The organism is Pandoraea bronchicola (assembly GCF_902459805.1).
Lineage (GTDB): Bacteria > Pseudomonadota > Gammaproteobacteria > Burkholderiales > Burkholderiaceae > Pandoraea > Pandoraea bronchicola.
In genome coordinates this window covers 213,856-229,003 of the sequence record NZ_CABPST010000004.1, presented here as the reverse complement: position 1 = coordinate 229,003, position 15,148 = coordinate 213,856, and the positions used below count along the sequence as shown (strand labels likewise).

Sequence of the window (15,148 nt, the reverse complement as noted above, 5' to 3'; positions counted from 1 at the left end):
GCGCCGCAAACCCATGACGGCTAAACCCTCACGCGTATCGCGCGTGAGGGTTTTTTCTTTTTTGCGCCCAGCAATGACCGGATCGCTTGCGACGATTGGCTCGCCCGGCGTTGGCCCATGGGGGATCGACGCTCGCGTTAATGGGAAAACGCACCAAATTTCTCGCTGGGGTACAGCCGATGCCCAAAGACTACGCAGATTTTCGTTAATTGACGGATTCGTTGTCACTATGTGCTCCTTCAAATTGACACCCGACGCGTGAGTCTTATGCGTCACGCCTTAGACGAGCCACGGATATCGGATTGCGATCCGGTCGCTCAACCACGAGGCAAGTGAACCGACATATGGGAATCGACAATATCTTTCGTGCGCTGGGCAGCGCTGGTTCGCGATCGCGTGAGCGATGGCTGAAGTGGCGTGCCCAGCCATCGAGCTTTGCCGGACAACTGCGCAGCGCGTTGCCATTGGTCGTGGCTGCCGGTGCCATCACCGCAGCCACGCTCGCCTGGTATTCACACGACACCGGTTATGCGCCGCTTTTCGGGCAGAACCAGCGCATTCCGATCGCGCAAGCCACAGGTGTGCTCGAAGCGGAGCAGATCCCGTTCCGCATGCATCCGGACACCGGCGCGATCCTCGTGCCGCATGACCGGCTCGGACGTGCGCGCCTCGCGCTGGCTGCCAAGGGGGTCACGCCTGAGCTGCCGCCGGGACTGGAGCTGGTCGATCGGGACGAGCGTCTGGGCGTACGCCAGTTCGTACAGGACGTGCGTTTTCGCCGCGGGCTGGAAGGCGAGCTTGCGCGCACCATCATGTCGATCGATGCCGTGGACGCCGCTCGCGTCCACATCGCCCTTGCGCCGCAGACATCATTCGTCACGCACACCAAGGCGTCGGCCAGCGCGTCGGTGCTGATCTCCGTGCGCCCTGGGCAAAAGCTCGCGCCACAGCAGGTGAGCGCCATCGTCAAGCTCGTTGCCGGCAGCGTGAACGGGCTGGCAGCGCAGAGTGTTTCCGTCATCGACCAGCACGGCACGCCGCTGACCGCGAATCTTGATCTGGACGACGCGACATACGGCAATGCGGAAGCACGTATGCGCTCGCGCGACGAAGCGCTTCGTAACGTGCGGGGGCTGCTCGACGGCATTCTCGGTCCCGATCGCTATCGGGCGAGCGTCAGCATCGATCTGGACGAGGATCTGGTGTCCAACACCACCGAAGCGCTCGGCGCCGATCCTCGCGTGATGCAGGAAGCCGTGCGTGAAGCGCGTGACGACGATGCGGTCGTGGGTGGGGTGCCGGGGGCGATGGCGAATCGCCCGGTCGATGCGGCGCCGTTGCTCGGCGGCGAGGGCGGTGCGATGCGCACCACCTCGGCCACGCGTCAGTTCGCCTATGACCGCTCGATCACGCAGACGAAGCGCCACCGCCCGCGCGTGCGCCAAATGCACGTCGCGGTCATGGTCGACACGCAGGCGGCACCGGGCGGCAACGGCTGGACGGCCGAAACCATCGCCGAGCTGGAGCGCACGTTGCGCGCCAGCGCCGGAATTCAGATCGATCGCGGCGACACGCTTGTCGTGAGCACGATGCCTTTCGTGGCTGCCGACGGCGCTCTCACCTTCGACACGGCGGACACCCCCGCCGAGGGACCGACGCTTACCGCCGCGCAAAAGCAATACGCCGCCATTGCCGCTGCCGCAACGCTGTTGATCGCCCTTATTGCGTGGGCGGCACTGGCCCGGCGTGCGCGCCGGCGCAAGGCGGCCCGGGTTGCGGAGGCCGAAGCGCGTGAGCGCAGCCGCCGCGAAGCCGAGAGCGCTGCGCAGCAGGCCGCGTTGCCGGCATTCGCCAACGACATGCCGCCCAACGCGGACGCCTCGTTCGACACGAAGCTCGAACGCCTGACAACACTGGCCGACGGCGAGCCCGAGCGGGTCGCCCAGATCATCAAACAATGGATCGGTACGCATGCTTCTGCCCGCTGACACTTCCGCTCTGACCGAGATCAATGGCGTTGACCGCGCCGCCGTTCTGTTGCTTTGCATGGGGGAGAAGGCTGCCGCCGGTGTCATGGCGCAGCTCGCGCCCGCCGAACTGCTGCGCGTAGCGCACGCCATGTCGCGCGCCGGCAGCGTAAAAAAGCACGACGTGCATGCCATCGTCGATAAGTTCCTCGACGCCTGCACGCAGCATGGCGGAGCGAATGCCGCACCGCGCGCCTATCTGGAGCGCTCGCTCGCGGCCGCCCTTGGCGAGGGCATCGCCAGCAACGTGCTCGACGGCATCTATGGCGACCGGATTCGTCCGAAGCTGGCGCGTCTGCAGTGGGTGAGTGTGGCGCGGCTCGCCGACGTGCTCTCGCGCGAACATCACCGTATGCAGGCGCTGTTGCTTGCCTACCTGCCTGCCGACCTGGGAGGGCAATTGCTTCGCGCGTTGCCGGAATCGCAGCAGGAAGCGCTGCTGCTGGAGACGGCGCAACTCACGCGGGTCGACCGCGAACTGCTGGCCGATCTGGAGTTGATCGCGGACCGTTGCCTCGCGGGGCTGTCGGCCGAGAGCACCGATGTCCCGGGCACCCGGCTCGCGGCCCAGATCATCGGGCATGTGCCAGACGAGCAGAAGCGGCTCATGGACGCGTTGCGCGCGCATGATTCATCGCTCGCGGAGTCCGTTGAGGCAAGCATGTATGGCTTCGACATCCTGGCTTATCAGGCGCCGGAAGTCATCGATCTGGCCGTGGCCGAAGTGCCGACCGACATGTGGGCCGTCGCGCTCAAGGGCACTGACGCCCGTATGCGGCAAGTCGTGCGCGAGCGCATGTCTCGTCTTCAGGAAGACGCGCTCATGCAAGCGATGCAGCGTCTGGGGGCCATGTCGGCAGCACGCGTGGAAGCCGCGCGCAGCGAAATCATGGCGGTGTTGCGTGCACGGGCGCGTGAGGCCGATATGGTTCTGCGTCTCGCGGGCGGCGAGGTGCTCGAATGAAACCGCACCGGTTTGGCACGAAGTCCGACGCTGCGGCCCAGCGTGGCTGGCTGCCGGTCCAGCCGGATCTCGACACGTTGCGTGCTCAGGCCTATGCACAGGGGATGGCCGATGGCGCGGAAAACACGCGTCAGGCGGTGTGGCAGGAAGCGTTCGATGCCGGGTGTGTGCACGGCGAGCAAGCCGCCGAGGCGCGCTTGCAGACGTCGTATGCCGACCGGATGCGCGCCGAACTCGAGACCATGACGCTGCCGCTCGCAGCGCTTCAGACGGCCCGGGAGCAGGTGCATGCGCGGCTCGCGGCCGGTGCCATCGACGTATTGAGCGATGTGACGTCTCGCGCGGTGCGAGCCATCGTGCAACGTGAGTTGCACACCGCACCGGCCGACATTGCCGGCACCGTGCAGCGCTTTCTCGCGCAGTTGGGCGCCAGCGACGACGGCGTCACCGTCTATGTGAGTCCCGACGACGCTCAAGCGCTCTGCAAGCGTGTCGGCGACGTGCCGCCTCACGCCGAGGGGGCGCGCCCGGCGTGGCGCATCGTTGCCGATCCGTCGCTGATGCGCGGAGAGAGCCGTGTCGACGTCGACGGCCTTTGGTACGACGCGGGTTGCGAAGGCCGTGAGGCGGCGGCGCAGGCGATCGTGCGTCAACGTCTGAGCGAATGGGTGGACGCGTGCGCGCAAGCGCTGGCACCTGCCGCAATGCCGGAGACACCACGATGAACGGCGAGATCGCACTCGCGACACCGATGGCGTTCGTCACGCGGGCGACTGGGGCCGTGCTTGAGGCACGCGGCCAGCGTTTTTCGCTGGGGCAAATCTGTCGTGTCGAGACCGCTGCAGGACGATGGACCGAGGCCGAAGTGGTCGGATTCTCCGACGGCATGTTGCAGCTATTGACGTATGCGTCTGTGACCGACATCGTGCCCGGCGCTCGTGTGCTGCCCGGGACGTCGATGCCGGCGTTGCGCATCGGTCCGTCGTGGCTGGGGCGCGTGGTCGATGCCTTCGGACAGCCGCTCGATGGCAAGGGCGCGTTGCGTGGCGATGCGCTGCTCGATACGCGCTGTTCGCCGCCCGCACCGCTGGGTCGTCGCGCCATCACTGCGCCGTTGGCCGTTGGGGTGCGTGCGGTCGATGGTCTGCTGAGTCTTGGAAAGGGGCAGCGCGTAGGACTATTCGCCGGAAGCGGCGTCGGCAAAAGCGTGTTGCTGGGCATGATGACGCGGCATACCGATGCGCAGGTCGTCGTGATCGGCTTGATCGGCGAGCGCGGCCGCGAGGTGGGCGAGTTCATTTCCGAGACGCTTGGACAGGCCGGGCTGGCCAAGGCCATTGTCGTTGCCGCACCGGCCGATGCGCCGCCCGCGCAACGGATGAAGGCCACCGAGTTGTGCCACGCCATCGCCGCGCATTTTCGTGATGCGGGCCATGATGTGCTGCTGCTCGTCGATTCACTCACGCGTTACGCCATGGCGTGCCGCGAGGTGGCGCTTTCGCTCGGCGAAGCCCCGGCCGCGCGCGGCTACCCGGTATCGGTGTTTGCGCGGTTGCCCCGGCTGGTCGAGTGCGCAGGTAATGGCGAGGGAGCGGGCAGCCTCAGTGCGATCTACACGGTGCTGGCCGAGGGGGACGACTTGCAGGACCCGGTGGTCGACGCCGCCCGTGCGGTGCTCGACGGTCATATCGTGCTTTCGCGCGAACTGGCCGATGCCGGACATTACCCGGCCATCGACATCGGGGCATCGGTGAGCCGATGCATGACACACGCGGTGGGCGTGCGGCACGCCAACGCCGCGCGCGCGTTCAAAGCGCAGTGGCACGCCTATCAGCAGATTCGCGAGTTGATGCCGCTCGGTGCCTATGTGCCGGGCGCTCACGCCGAGACCGACCGCGCCGTATCGCGGCATCCGCTCATGCTCGATTTCCTGCGCCAGCATGAGGGCGACGTCAACAGGCCCCATGACCTGTGCGAACGGCTGGAGGCACTATGCCGATGACCCCTCGAACACCGCGTGCGCTGCAGGCGTTGCTGTCGATGCGTGACCGCGAACTCGAGACGGCACAGCGCGACGGCCGGCAACTTGCCGAGCAGCACATGCGGCTTGCGCGCAACGTCGACCAGCTCACGCGGCTGTATCGCGCTGTGGCGATTGGCGGTACGCGAGCGAATGCCTACAGCTTTCAGAACCGCGCCGATTACAAGTGCACGCTCGTCGGAATGATTGAGACGCAACAGGCCCCGATGGCGCAGTTGGCCCGGTGGCAGGCGGCAGCGGCGCAAGCCGTGCGCGACGCCCAGCGCCGGCGCGAGGGCGTGGCAGCGCTCGTTGCCCGCCACGAAGCGGCGGCGAAGCAGGCACAGCGCAAGCGCGAGGGGCAAGAGCAGGTGGCGCAGGCGTTGGCGGTTTGGCAGCGCAGCGCATCGGCGTGCGAGCGAAATGAGGAAATCGCCCCGGGCTGTCGCGTTGACAAAGCACGGACGGCGGTCGCTTTGGGTAGGAAAACGCGTCTCGCGTCTCGTACACCACCCGAATCAGGAGCTTCGCCATGCTGCAAGTGAAAAACCGTATCGACGATATGGCCGCCGAAATCGCCCAGAGGAAGATGGGGGCGGAGTTCGGTCGCCTGGGCAAGGATAAGGCGGGTACCGAAGCGCGTCAGAAAGGCGTGGCGACGCTCAGGGAAGCGCTCGGAAATTTCGAGAAGCAACTGCGTCGCGTGGGTGACAGCGCGGACTTGCATCAGCACAAAGCAACGCAATCGAGCGATCAGGCGTTCTCCGTCAAGTTGGAGAAGGGCTCGCAGCAGCTCGATTTCGACGTGCACGTCAAGCAGCTTGCCACCGTGCATCAGGTGCAGATCATGAACGTGGCGGCGCTGGCAAACGGCGGCGTGAAGGTTGCCGGGCGCAACGACGTGATCGCATTAGATACATCAGGGCTCGATCTGACGACGGCCGAGGGAGTCCGGGAGCTTGCCAGACGAATCAACGCGAATTCGGATTTGAAGGATGTCGTTCGGGCCGACCTGCGGCATGTGCCGGGGCAGCAGACCCCATATCTGCTGCTGACAGCGACGAAGTCCGGTGCCGAGGCGACGTTCGACTTGCAGACCTCGTCCGGCGCAAATTTCGTCGGGAGTCAGGATGCGGCCGTGCTCGCGCAAGGACAGGATGCCATCGTGCGGATCGGCAACCAAGGGGCGGAAGAGGCTTACTCGACCAACGAGGTCACGCTGTTTACCGGCGTGACGCTCTCGCTGAAGAAGGCCAACGCGGCCGCCGAGACCACGCGCGTTTCGGTCACCCCCGACATGGAAGGCACGGCCACGAATATGCGCGCCCTGGTGCAGGCCTACGACGCGGTGCGCAAGCAGTTATGCGATCTGATGGACCCGGGGACGCCGGGCGCGTCGATGTCGCCTGACAGCGAAGCGAAGGGCGACGTCAAACCGGCCGGGCCGTTCTATGCCGACGCCGGTGTGCGCGCTTTGCTGCGCGATCTCGAACGCAATTTCGAGAGGGCCGTGACGATCGACGGAAAAACGTTCGACCCCGCCCAGTTTGGCGTGAAGCGAAACGCCGACGGTTCGGTCACGTTCGATCAGAAGCGCTTCGAAGCGGCTTATGCCGGCGACAAGGCATTGCTGACCCAGTGGTTCGGCGAGAGCGCCGACGTGATGAAGCGCGACACCAGCGCCGATCTGGAGAAACAACCGGCGGGGATGCGTCTTGCCGTGCGGATCCGCGAGTGGACCGACGAAATCACGGGGGTACTCAAACACCGCACGGATACCGACGAAATCGCCACGCAGCGGCTCGCCGCCAAAGAAGACCAGCTCAAAGCCCGTTTTCTGGCGCTCGTAGCCCGCTACACCGACGAACTGGCTCGTGCCGAGCAGGTTCAGCAACAAATGAAAGAGACACGCGGCTTTGTCGACGCGCTTTTCCGTGGATCGCGCAAGTCCGACGAGTGATGCGCGTCATCATCCTTTAGGGAGTCCACCCGATCATGACTTACCAGCAATACCACGCCTCTGACCTCGATGCGCGCATCGCCGGCGCAACGCCCTTGCAGCTCATGCTGATTCTGCTCGATGGCCTGCTCGACGAACTGGCGCGCGTGCGCGGCCACATCGAACACGCACGGCATGACGCGCGCCTGCGCAGCGTGACCAAATGCCTGAATCTGATCAATGGATTGGCTTCGCATATCGATGTTGCCGATGGCCCGGGTGTCACACAGCCGCTGACCACCGTGTATGACTTTTGCATGCGTGGCGTCGCGCAGGCCAGTGTGGAACTCGATGTCGCCAAGCTCGACGAGGTCGTGGCGGTCATCCGGCAACTCACGCAGGGCTGGCGCGCGTTGGAGACGCGGCGTGGTTGATGCGGCGACCTTCCGGGAACTGGCGCGCGATCTGCGACGGCATTCCGCCGCACGCGAGTGGGGGTTGCTGCAAGCCACCGACGCCCTGCTTCGGCGGGCGTGGCGGCACGCACCTGCACCCGGCGCGCGCGATGCGTCTCTCGCACAGGCGATGGCAGATTCCCGTGTCGCGCACGATCAGGCTTACCTGCTGTGCCAGCGAGCGACATCGGAGGCGCGCCGGCATCTGGCCGGACTCGGTCATTGGCGTGACGGCGCGCTCGGCTATCTGAGGATGCATGATGATCGTTGAACCTGTTCGTCTCGCGACGCTCCCCGGTGCGGACGCGTCAGCGCCGATGGCCAATGACGTGTTGCCCATCGGACTCACGCAAGACGTAGCGTCGCTCGGTGCCGAAACGACGTCAGGGGATTTCGCCGCGACGCTCGGTCGCTCGACGGCGCAAGGGCTAGAACGGCTTCGACAAGAGGACGGCGACGATGCGGTGTGGCCAGCGTCAGAGGCTGCGGTGCTGGTGGATACATCGCAGCCCCCTGATGCGGCGCCGGTGGCCGGTCTGCCATGGGTGCCGGTGACGTCGGCTGTCGCGCAGCACGTCGGAGAGCCTCCGATGGCAGGCGATGACGTGTCGGCGACGCGAGATGTTTCCATCGCGCCCACGACCGTTGCCCCGCCCGCAGGTGACTCGACGCTTGTCGCGCTGGCCCCGATGCTGCGCGCAAACGAATCGCTGCGCGAGCCGGTATCGCCCCACATCGCGACGTTGCTCGCCGCGCACGAGCATCGGATGCGCGGCGCACTCGGGAGTCACGTAGCCGACGGGACTCGCGAAGGGACGGTCGATGCGCTGGCGCCATCGTTGGCGCCCGCTGTCAGCACTGCGGCACCGATGGCGGTGACTCCCGCCGTCGCGTCGCCCCTGAGATCGGCGAGTCCGTCGTTGGCGGCGCTGCCGGTGGCGGCAGATCCCGCAACGCCGGCCATGGCACCCATCGATAGTGGAGCCACACAAGCGCTTCGCGCGGCGTTGGCTCCGGTGACGTTCGGCAACGCCATCGTCAGTGAACCGGCCGCCGCTGCGGTGTCGGGAGGGGACTTGAGCGCAAGCCTGACCGCGGGCGAGGGGGCAGCCATCGCGCGCTCGCTGTCCGGGCGTGTGCACACCATGACGGAGAAGGGCGTCCACGAAGCCCGTCTTCGCCTGACGCCGGTTGAACTGGGAGATATCGGCATCGTGGTTCGTAAGTCGCCCATGCAGCTCAGCGTGAGCTTGCAGGTGGCGCGTCCCGAGGCGTTGAGTCTTGTCCAGGGCACGGCAGCGCTGCTGCGAGACATGCTCTCGCAGCGTCACGCCGGGGAGGTGCATGTGAGCGTCGCGAGCATGCCGTCGTTTAGCGGTGACGGCGCGTCGGGCAATGCGCGCGAGCGGCATTCGCGCGACGCTCGCTCCGATGACGCGGGCCCGGGCCTTGCCTTGGGCGAAGCGGCTCGTGAGCGCGAGGCGTTCCGGTTATGAACACGCTGATGTATGGCCCCGTTGTGCCGCGGCGAGGCGAAGGGCGCGGCAGCGCCAGCCCGGCAAGCGTTGCCGAAGGATCGGACGCGCTGACACGACGGCACGACGCCAGGCACCCCATACCTGCGAATGGGCCGTCATCTTCCGGATGGCAGGCGATGCCGGTGGCCGAGGAGCAGGCACACGTCCTGCGTTTGATGCCGGTGATCGCGCGCATTGTGCGCTCGCTGGCACCGCAGACAGGTGTCGCGATTGCGCAGGAAGACATGACGCAGATCGCGCTGATTGCCGCGCTCGATGCCGTTCGACGCTACGGACCGCCCGATGAGCGTTTCACCGCCTATGCGGCAACGCGCATTCGCGGGGCGGTGCTGGACGAACTCCGGCGGCTCGACTGGCGTCCGCGCACATTGCGGCAGGCGTCGCACCGGCGCCGTGACGCCGAGCGCGAACTGACGCGCAGCCTCGGCCGCGCACCGACTCGCGAGGAACTGAGCGCACATGCCGGCATGGACGACGCGACGCTGGAGGCCGCCGAGATGGCCGAGCACGCGGAGAGTATCGCGAGCTTCGATCAGTTACTGGCCGACGGGGGACTCGCGGCAAACGAGGCACTTGTCGAGCGGCGCAGTCCGGAATATCTGGTCTCCACACGACAGAGCCTGACGCGAGCGCTCGACGCGCTCGACGAGCGTGAGCAACGCGTCGTGCAGCTCTACTACGAGTTCGACATGAATCTCGAGGAGATCGGCGAAGTGCTGGGACTGACCCGGGCGCGAATTTGCCAGATCCACCAGGCGGCGCTCGGAAAGATGAAGGTCGCCATGCAGGACACAGGGCGAGGCGGCGCACGCGCCGCACGCACACCACAACCGAAATGTGAGACGAGGCAAGGGAAATGAAACTATTGATGCTTGGGGCTGCCGTGATCGCGGGCAGCGTGTTCGGCATGTTCTGGCTCAATGGCGGCCAGTTCGAGACCGTATTCCATCTGAACGAACTCGTGCTGGTGGTCGGCACGGCGCTGGGGGCGTTTCTCGTCGGCAACACGGCACGCGTGCTGGGCGATCTGCGCGCGGTCGTCGCGGCGGCGATACGGCGTCGCCGTCATGGCGAGGCGTTCGAGCAGGAGTTGCTCACCCTCACTTACTCGCTGCTACAGACCTCGTCGCGCGACGGCGTCCGCGCGCTCGACGTGCACCTCGACGAGCCGTCGCGCAGCCCCATCTTTCAGCGCAGCCGCCATGTGCTGGCCAACGCGAAGCTGATCGACTTCACGGTCGATGCGCTGCGCGTTGCCGCCCTGAGCAAAGGCTCGCGCGGCGAACTCGACAGCTTGCTTGCGATGGAGATCGAGAGCCGCGAGCGCCGCATGATGCAGCCAGTGCAGGCACTTCATAAGCTGGGCGAATCGATGCCGGGCTTCGGCATCATCGCGGCCGTGCTCGGTCTGGTGCTCGCGATGTACGACATCGGTGCGGGCGCGGCAACCGCCACGATTACGCGCCAGGTCGCCGTCGCGATGGTCGGCACGTTCTTCGGCGTGTTCGCCTGCTATGCCGTGATCAGTCCGCTGGCGAACCGCCTGTCGCAGTCCGTTGCCGTGGAAATGACCGGGTACGAGTGTGTGCATGCCGCACTGATCGCCTTCCTGAGCGGCAAGACGCCGCTACTCTCGGCCGATGCCGGCCGTCGCATGCTGCAATACGGCGCGTTGCCCAGCTTCAACGCGCTTGAAGGCTGGGTGCGCAACGTCGAGGACGGGCGATGAGCACGCGTCGATCGCGCTTCGCACAGGAGGAGCACAGCGGCGCCTGGAAGGTGGCGTTTGCCGATCTGTGTCTGGTGCTCATGTGCCTGTTCGTGGTGATGTGGATGCTCGAGCGGCGAGTCTTCGAGGAGCCGTCGCCGTCCGACACGCAGGCGGCCAGCACTCAGCAGCCCTCGTGGACGCCGTCTTCCGCCTCGATTGCCTCGCAAGCCGACGCCCGGCATCCGGCAGGCGAGACGGCCGACGAGTCCCCCCATGGTCAGTTCGAGTCGCCGGCAGACATGGCGCGGCTCGCCGCCGCCGTGCAGCAACTCAGCGAAATCGCCAAACTGTCGGATCACGTAAGCACGACCATCACGCCTGACGGGCTGCGCGTGAGGCTGGCCGATTCCGACGAACGCGGCATGTTCGAGCGCGGCAGCGCCATCCCTTCGCCCGGCGCACGCGCGCTCCTGACTCGCATAGGCGGGCTGCTGAAAGATGTCGAGAATTCGTTGATGATCGTTGGCCATACCGATGCGGTTCGATATCGCACGACGGCTGCCGATGGCTATACGAATTGGCATCTGTCGTCGGAGCGCGCGCTCGCGGCGCGCACGGCGCTTGTCGCGGGGGGACTGGAGCTCGATCGCGTGTTGATGGCGGTCGGCATGGCCGACCACGCGCCATTGCTGGCGGACGATCCCGTCGCTGCGGCCAACCGGCGCATCGAGTTCGTGGTGCTCACGAAGGCGAGAGCGACGCAACTGGCCCAGATGTTCGGTTCGCCGCAAGCCGGGGAGATGGTGCTGTCGGGCCAGAACGCCGAGGCGGATGCGGCCGAGATCGCCAAGCTCCCCGGGCGCTTAACAAACGATGGCGACCGGTCGCCTGATTCGAGTGAACCGTAATTTCCGAGGACACCTCTCATGCCCAAGATCGACTCGATTGCCAACGTCATGCCTATCGAAGCCGCGCGCCTGCGCCTGACGGCGGCGCAGCCCCAGGGGCAGACGAAGCCGTCGGCAGCCACTGGCGTCGTGCGTGCGGCATCGTCAAACGCCACCGAATGGCTTGCCAGCGCGCGCGCTGCCGTCGCGTCCACGCCCCAAATCGATACCGGCAAGGTCGCCCGAATCAAGGCGATGCTGGCAAGCGGTGAGTTGGCCTTCGACCGCGAACGTGTGGCGAACGGGATTCTCGCGCATCACGGGATGCTGCGTTGAGTCCCTCGAATACCCACACGAGCCACCGCCTGCGCAGCGAGTGCGTGACGCGCATTGTCGTCGATGTCGACGCCGATCTCGGGGACTATCGCAGGTTGATCGAGACGCTCGATGTGCTGCATGGCGCCCTCGTCAACGAGCAACTCGACACGCTTGCCCGCGCACATGACCGGGCAGCACAGTTGGTCAGCCGATTGCAGGTCCGCGCGCGGCGCCGGGTGCAGTGCCTGGAGCAAGCGTTCGGCGAGGCGTCGGCCAATACGATCGCTCCGGTGTTGCAGTGGCTGGATACGCCGGCGCGAGAGACATTTTCCGCGCGCTGGCAGGCACTTCAGGCAAGCGCTGCGCGCTGCAAGGCGAGCAACGCCCGCAATCTGCAGGACATCGGCACGCGCCTTCAGGTGCTCGATGCCGTGCTGTCTCCCGCCTCGGCCACCTACGCGCCGCCACGATAAATCGCCCGGTGTCGTGTGCAGCGACGAGCAACCTTGCGTAGCGCAACAACGAAGTCAATAGCAAGTCGGCTACGCAATCAGCGTCATTTGCCCAAAGGGGGGGAAGTCCTTTGGGAAACACGTCAATTTCAAGCGCATTCGAGCCGCTTTTCGATAGTTTTGCCGACAATGGGCGCAGTCGATATCAGTGACCCACGGAGGCGGAGTTTTGCAGACATTTTTTTCTCAGGCGCTAGGCGTACACGCCGCGGCTTTGCGCGCGAGAGAGGAACGCACGCGCGTGCTTGCGGCCAATCTTGCGAACGAGGCGACGCCCGGCTATCAGGCGCGTGACCTCGACTTCGGCGAGCGGGTGCAGCGTCATCTCGACGCTGGCATGGGGCTGGCGAGCGGCGCCGACGCGTTCCACGCGAGCGAGTCATCCGATGCCTTGCGCTATCGCGTGCCGATGCAGGCGCGTGCCGATGGCAACACCGTGGAGCTCGGTATCGAGCAGGCGATTTTTGCGCAGAACCTGTCCGACTGGCAGGCCAGCCTTACTTTTCTGAACCGGCGTCTTGCCGGATTGCAGAAGGTCATTGACGGAGGCCGTTGACGATGAGCTTCAGAGAAATTGCGGGAATCGCCGGCTCGGCGATGGCCGCACAGACGATTCGATTGAACACGGTGGCGAGCAATCTGGCGAACGCCAGCGCCGTGACGGGCGACGCCGAGACGGCGTATCGCGCGCGCAAGCCGGTGTTCGCCACCGTGCTCGGTGAGGCGCAAGGCGCACAGCACGTGCAGGTCATCGACATATACGAGAGCGAGGATTTGCCGCGCGTCGCACACGAACCGGGCAACCCGGTCGCCGACGCCGACGGCAACGTCTTCTACGCGAACGTGAATGCGATCGAGGAAATGACGGACATGCTCGATGCGTCGCGCGCATTTCAAACCAATCTGGAAGTGCTGGCCCGTGTGCGCACGGCACAACAGGAATTGCTACGACTCGGAGAACGCGGATGACGCTGCCCATTGGAAATCAATTGCTCGCGCACAGCGGCGCAGCGGATGCCGTCGCCGCGTCAGCGCCTGCGGCGGCAGCCGACGCTGGCGAAGACGTTCGAATGATGTTCACGAAGCTGCTGGTCGCGCAGATTCGCAACCAGGATCCGCTCAACCCGACCGATCCGGCGCAGTTCGTCGCGCAACTCACGCAACTCAGTCAGACCGAGACCATGCAGCAGGTCAGCCAACGGGTGCTTGCCCAGACCAACGTGCTTTCCGGATTACAGGGCTATGCGCTGGGCAGCCACGTCGGCCGCGAAGTGAGTGTGCAGACGTCAAGCATCGAGCGCGTGAGTGGACAAGCGGTCCACGGGACGGTTGATCTGCCGGCGCTGCGCGAGCCTGCCGAGATCGTGCTCACAAGCGCCGGCGGCAAAACGATTCGCAAGCCGTTGCCGGTCTCGTCGGGACGCACGGAATTCAGTCTTGACGACGCATGGTTCGCGGCGAACCAGTTCGGCGCGGGCAAGTTCGATATTCATGTACAGGCCGGAACGGCCAAGTTGCCGGTTCGTGTCTCGGGCCGTGTAGAGCGTGTGCATCTGGACGGCACCGGTGCGCAGATCGACGTGTCGGGCGTGGGTAAGCGCATCGACGCAGCAAACATCAGGGAATTGTCGGTCAATGCGCCTTCGGGCGCGGCCAGGAACGGGAGTGCAGCATGAGTTTCGATATCGCCCTGTCGGGCATCAACGCCATCAATCAATCGCTCGAGACGATCTCGCAGAACATCTCCAACGTTGAGACCAACGGCTACAAGTCGGGGCGTACCCAGTTCGCCTCGGCCATGGCCGAGGCGCAGGCGGCGGGGGTCAAGGTCGACGGCACCCGGTATTCGGTGGGCGCCAGCGGCAGTCTGCGTAACTCGGGCGATCGTCTGCATCAGGCGATTCAGGGCGGCGGCTTCTTCGTGCTCAAGGAGACGAACGGGCAGCGCGTCTATTCGCGTGTCGGCGATTTCGGCGTCGACAAAGACAGCAAGCTGGTCGACGGCAATGGCCGCAGCGTGCAGGGCTTTGCTCAGGGGCAGTCGAACGTGTCGGATGTGACGATCGATAAGCGTCCGGTGGCGGCGTTGCCCAGTACGGCGATCAACGTCGCAGGTCGTTTGCCCAGCACGTTGCCCACGGCGCCGGGACGTCTCGGCGAGACGTCTGTCACGTTTCGCGATGCCGCGGGTGAGATGGCAGTGAGGACGTTACGGTTTGACATGGCAGGGGCGCCGCTGACATTGGAAGTCTCCGAAGTCAATGGCGCCACTGTGACCGTGTTGGGAACGCTTGACCCCTCGACAATGGCCTTCACGTCTTCGAATACCGGTACGCTTGCGCCCCTCGACTTCAGCGGCATGACCCAGCAGCTTGGCGATTTCACCGCGAGCGCGACCGAGGTCGGCGGCCGTGAAGCGGGCGAGTTCGTGCGTGCCCGTATCGACAAGGATGGCTCGGTGGTCGCGGAGTACAGCAACGGCACGAGTCAGACGCAATACCAGCTTGCACTCGGCGAATTCGCCAACGCGGGCGGACTTGCCCCCGCAGACGGTACCGTCTGGCGCGAGACGGGCGAGTCGGGCTTTGCCCAACTGCGTCGTCCGGGCGAAGGGGCTGCGGGTGTGCTCGTGAGCGGTTCGCTCGAAGGGTCGAACGTCAACGTGACGGACGAACTGGTGAGCCTGATGTCCGCGCAGCGCAACTATCAGGCGAACACCAAAGTCATCTCCACGCAAAACGAGATGATGCGCAACCTGATGCAATCGATCTGACGCG

The 15,148-nt window shown here is 65.5% G+C and carries 18 protein-coding genes; all 18 read left to right on the top strand.

From position 1 onward, the window contains the following. Nucleotides 1-344 precede the first annotated feature (344 nt). The 18 genes from fliF (at nucleotide 345) to PBR20603_RS11070 (ending at nucleotide 15,144) form a co-directional block, all read left to right on the top strand. Nucleotides 345-1,988 (top strand): flagellar basal-body MS-ring/collar protein FliF, encoded by a 1,644-nt coding sequence (fliF, locus tag PBR20603_RS11155; RefSeq protein WP_150559587.1) that lies wholly within the window; start codon nucleotides 345-347, stop codon nucleotides 1,986-1,988. Then, on the top strand, nucleotides 1,972-2,991 hold the full coding sequence (locus PBR20603_RS11150; RefSeq protein ID WP_150559586.1) for a FliG C-terminal domain-containing protein: 1,020 nt from the start codon (nucleotides 1,972-1,974) through the stop codon (nucleotides 2,989-2,991). Before fliF ends, PBR20603_RS11150 begins: the two co-directional genes overlap by 17 nt. Then, entirely contained in the window at nucleotides 2,988-3,716 is a 729-nt protein-coding gene (locus PBR20603_RS11145; RefSeq protein ID WP_150559585.1) for a FliH/SctL family protein, read from the top strand. Before PBR20603_RS11150 ends, PBR20603_RS11145 begins: the two co-directional genes overlap by 4 nt. Beyond that, nucleotides 3,713-4,993: a FliI/YscN family ATPase gene (locus PBR20603_RS11140; protein ID WP_150559584.1), complete on the top strand. Its 1,281-nt coding sequence runs from the start codon at nucleotides 3,713-3,715 to the stop codon at nucleotides 4,991-4,993. The genes PBR20603_RS11145 and PBR20603_RS11140 overlap by 4 nt, the downstream gene beginning before the upstream one ends. Further along, nucleotides 4,984-5,556 (top strand): hypothetical protein, encoded by a 573-nt coding sequence (locus tag PBR20603_RS11135; RefSeq protein WP_150559583.1) that lies wholly within the window; start codon nucleotides 4,984-4,986, stop codon nucleotides 5,554-5,556. Before PBR20603_RS11140 ends, PBR20603_RS11135 begins: the two co-directional genes overlap by 10 nt. Next, complete coding sequence (gene fliD / locus PBR20603_RS11130) at nucleotides 5,544-6,971, top strand: flagellar filament capping protein FliD (protein WP_150559582.1); 1,428 nt, start codon at nucleotides 5,544-5,546, stop codon at nucleotides 6,969-6,971. The genes PBR20603_RS11135 and fliD overlap by 13 nt, the downstream gene beginning before the upstream one ends. 35 nt (nucleotides 6,972-7,006) lie before the next feature. Then, entirely contained in the window at nucleotides 7,007-7,384 is a 378-nt protein-coding gene (gene fliS / locus PBR20603_RS11125) for a flagellar export chaperone FliS (protein ID WP_150559581.1), read from the top strand. After that, nucleotides 7,377-7,676, top strand: coding sequence for a hypothetical protein (locus PBR20603_RS11120; protein ID WP_150559580.1), 300 nt, complete (start codon nucleotides 7,377-7,379; stop codon nucleotides 7,674-7,676). Before fliS ends, PBR20603_RS11120 begins: the two co-directional genes overlap by 8 nt. Beyond that, nucleotides 7,663-8,901 carry a flagellar hook-length control protein FliK gene (locus tag PBR20603_RS11115; RefSeq protein WP_150559579.1) on the top strand — a complete coding sequence of 413 codons (1,239 nt, stop codon included), beginning with the start codon at nucleotides 7,663-7,665 and terminating at the stop codon, nucleotides 8,899-8,901. Before PBR20603_RS11120 ends, PBR20603_RS11115 begins: the two co-directional genes overlap by 14 nt. Further along, nucleotides 8,898-9,803: a FliA/WhiG family RNA polymerase sigma factor gene (locus PBR20603_RS11110; protein WP_217425953.1), complete on the top strand. Its 906-nt coding sequence runs from the start codon at nucleotides 8,898-8,900 to the stop codon at nucleotides 9,801-9,803. Before PBR20603_RS11115 ends, PBR20603_RS11110 begins: the two co-directional genes overlap by 4 nt. Continuing rightward, a complete protein-coding gene (locus tag PBR20603_RS11105) occupies nucleotides 9,800-10,672 on the top strand; it encodes a motility-associated protein (RefSeq protein ID WP_150559578.1) in 873 nt (290 codons plus the stop codon). The genes PBR20603_RS11110 and PBR20603_RS11105 overlap by 4 nt, the downstream gene beginning before the upstream one ends. Further along, nucleotides 10,669-11,562, top strand: a complete 894-nt coding sequence (locus PBR20603_RS11100) for an OmpA family protein (RefSeq protein WP_150559577.1) — start codon at nucleotides 10,669-10,671, stop codon at nucleotides 11,560-11,562. The genes PBR20603_RS11105 and PBR20603_RS11100 overlap by 4 nt, the downstream gene beginning before the upstream one ends. 18 nt (nucleotides 11,563-11,580) lie before the next feature. Next, on the top strand, nucleotides 11,581-11,877 hold the full coding sequence (gene flgM, locus PBR20603_RS11095; RefSeq protein ID WP_150559576.1) for a flagellar biosynthesis anti-sigma factor FlgM: 297 nt from the start codon (nucleotides 11,581-11,583) through the stop codon (nucleotides 11,875-11,877). Beyond that, nucleotides 11,874-12,332 (top strand): flagellar export chaperone FlgN, encoded by a 459-nt coding sequence (gene flgN / locus PBR20603_RS11090; protein ID WP_150559575.1) that lies wholly within the window; start codon nucleotides 11,874-11,876, stop codon nucleotides 12,330-12,332. Before flgM ends, flgN begins: the two co-directional genes overlap by 4 nt. Nucleotides 12,333-12,612: 280 nt before the next feature. Continuing rightward, on the top strand, nucleotides 12,613-12,927 hold the full coding sequence (flgB, locus tag PBR20603_RS11085; protein ID WP_425495802.1) for a flagellar basal body rod protein FlgB: 315 nt from the start codon (nucleotides 12,613-12,615) through the stop codon (nucleotides 12,925-12,927). 2 nt (nucleotides 12,928-12,929) lie between these two features. Further along, on the top strand, nucleotides 12,930-13,340 hold the full coding sequence (gene flgC / locus PBR20603_RS11080; RefSeq protein ID WP_150559573.1) for a flagellar basal body rod protein FlgC: 411 nt from the start codon (nucleotides 12,930-12,932) through the stop codon (nucleotides 13,338-13,340). Then, nucleotides 13,337-14,047 carry a flagellar hook assembly protein FlgD gene (locus PBR20603_RS11075; RefSeq protein WP_150559572.1) on the top strand — a complete coding sequence of 237 codons (711 nt, stop codon included), beginning with the start codon at nucleotides 13,337-13,339 and terminating at the stop codon, nucleotides 14,045-14,047. Before flgC ends, PBR20603_RS11075 begins: the two co-directional genes overlap by 4 nt. Then, the gene (locus PBR20603_RS11070) at nucleotides 14,044-15,144 is read left to right on the top strand and encodes a flagellar hook protein FlgE (RefSeq protein WP_150559571.1); all 1,101 of its coding nucleotides are present in this window, start codon (nucleotides 14,044-14,046) and stop codon (nucleotides 15,142-15,144) included. Before PBR20603_RS11075 ends, PBR20603_RS11070 begins: the two co-directional genes overlap by 4 nt. The last annotated feature ends 4 nt before the right edge of the window (nucleotides 15,145-15,148 follow it).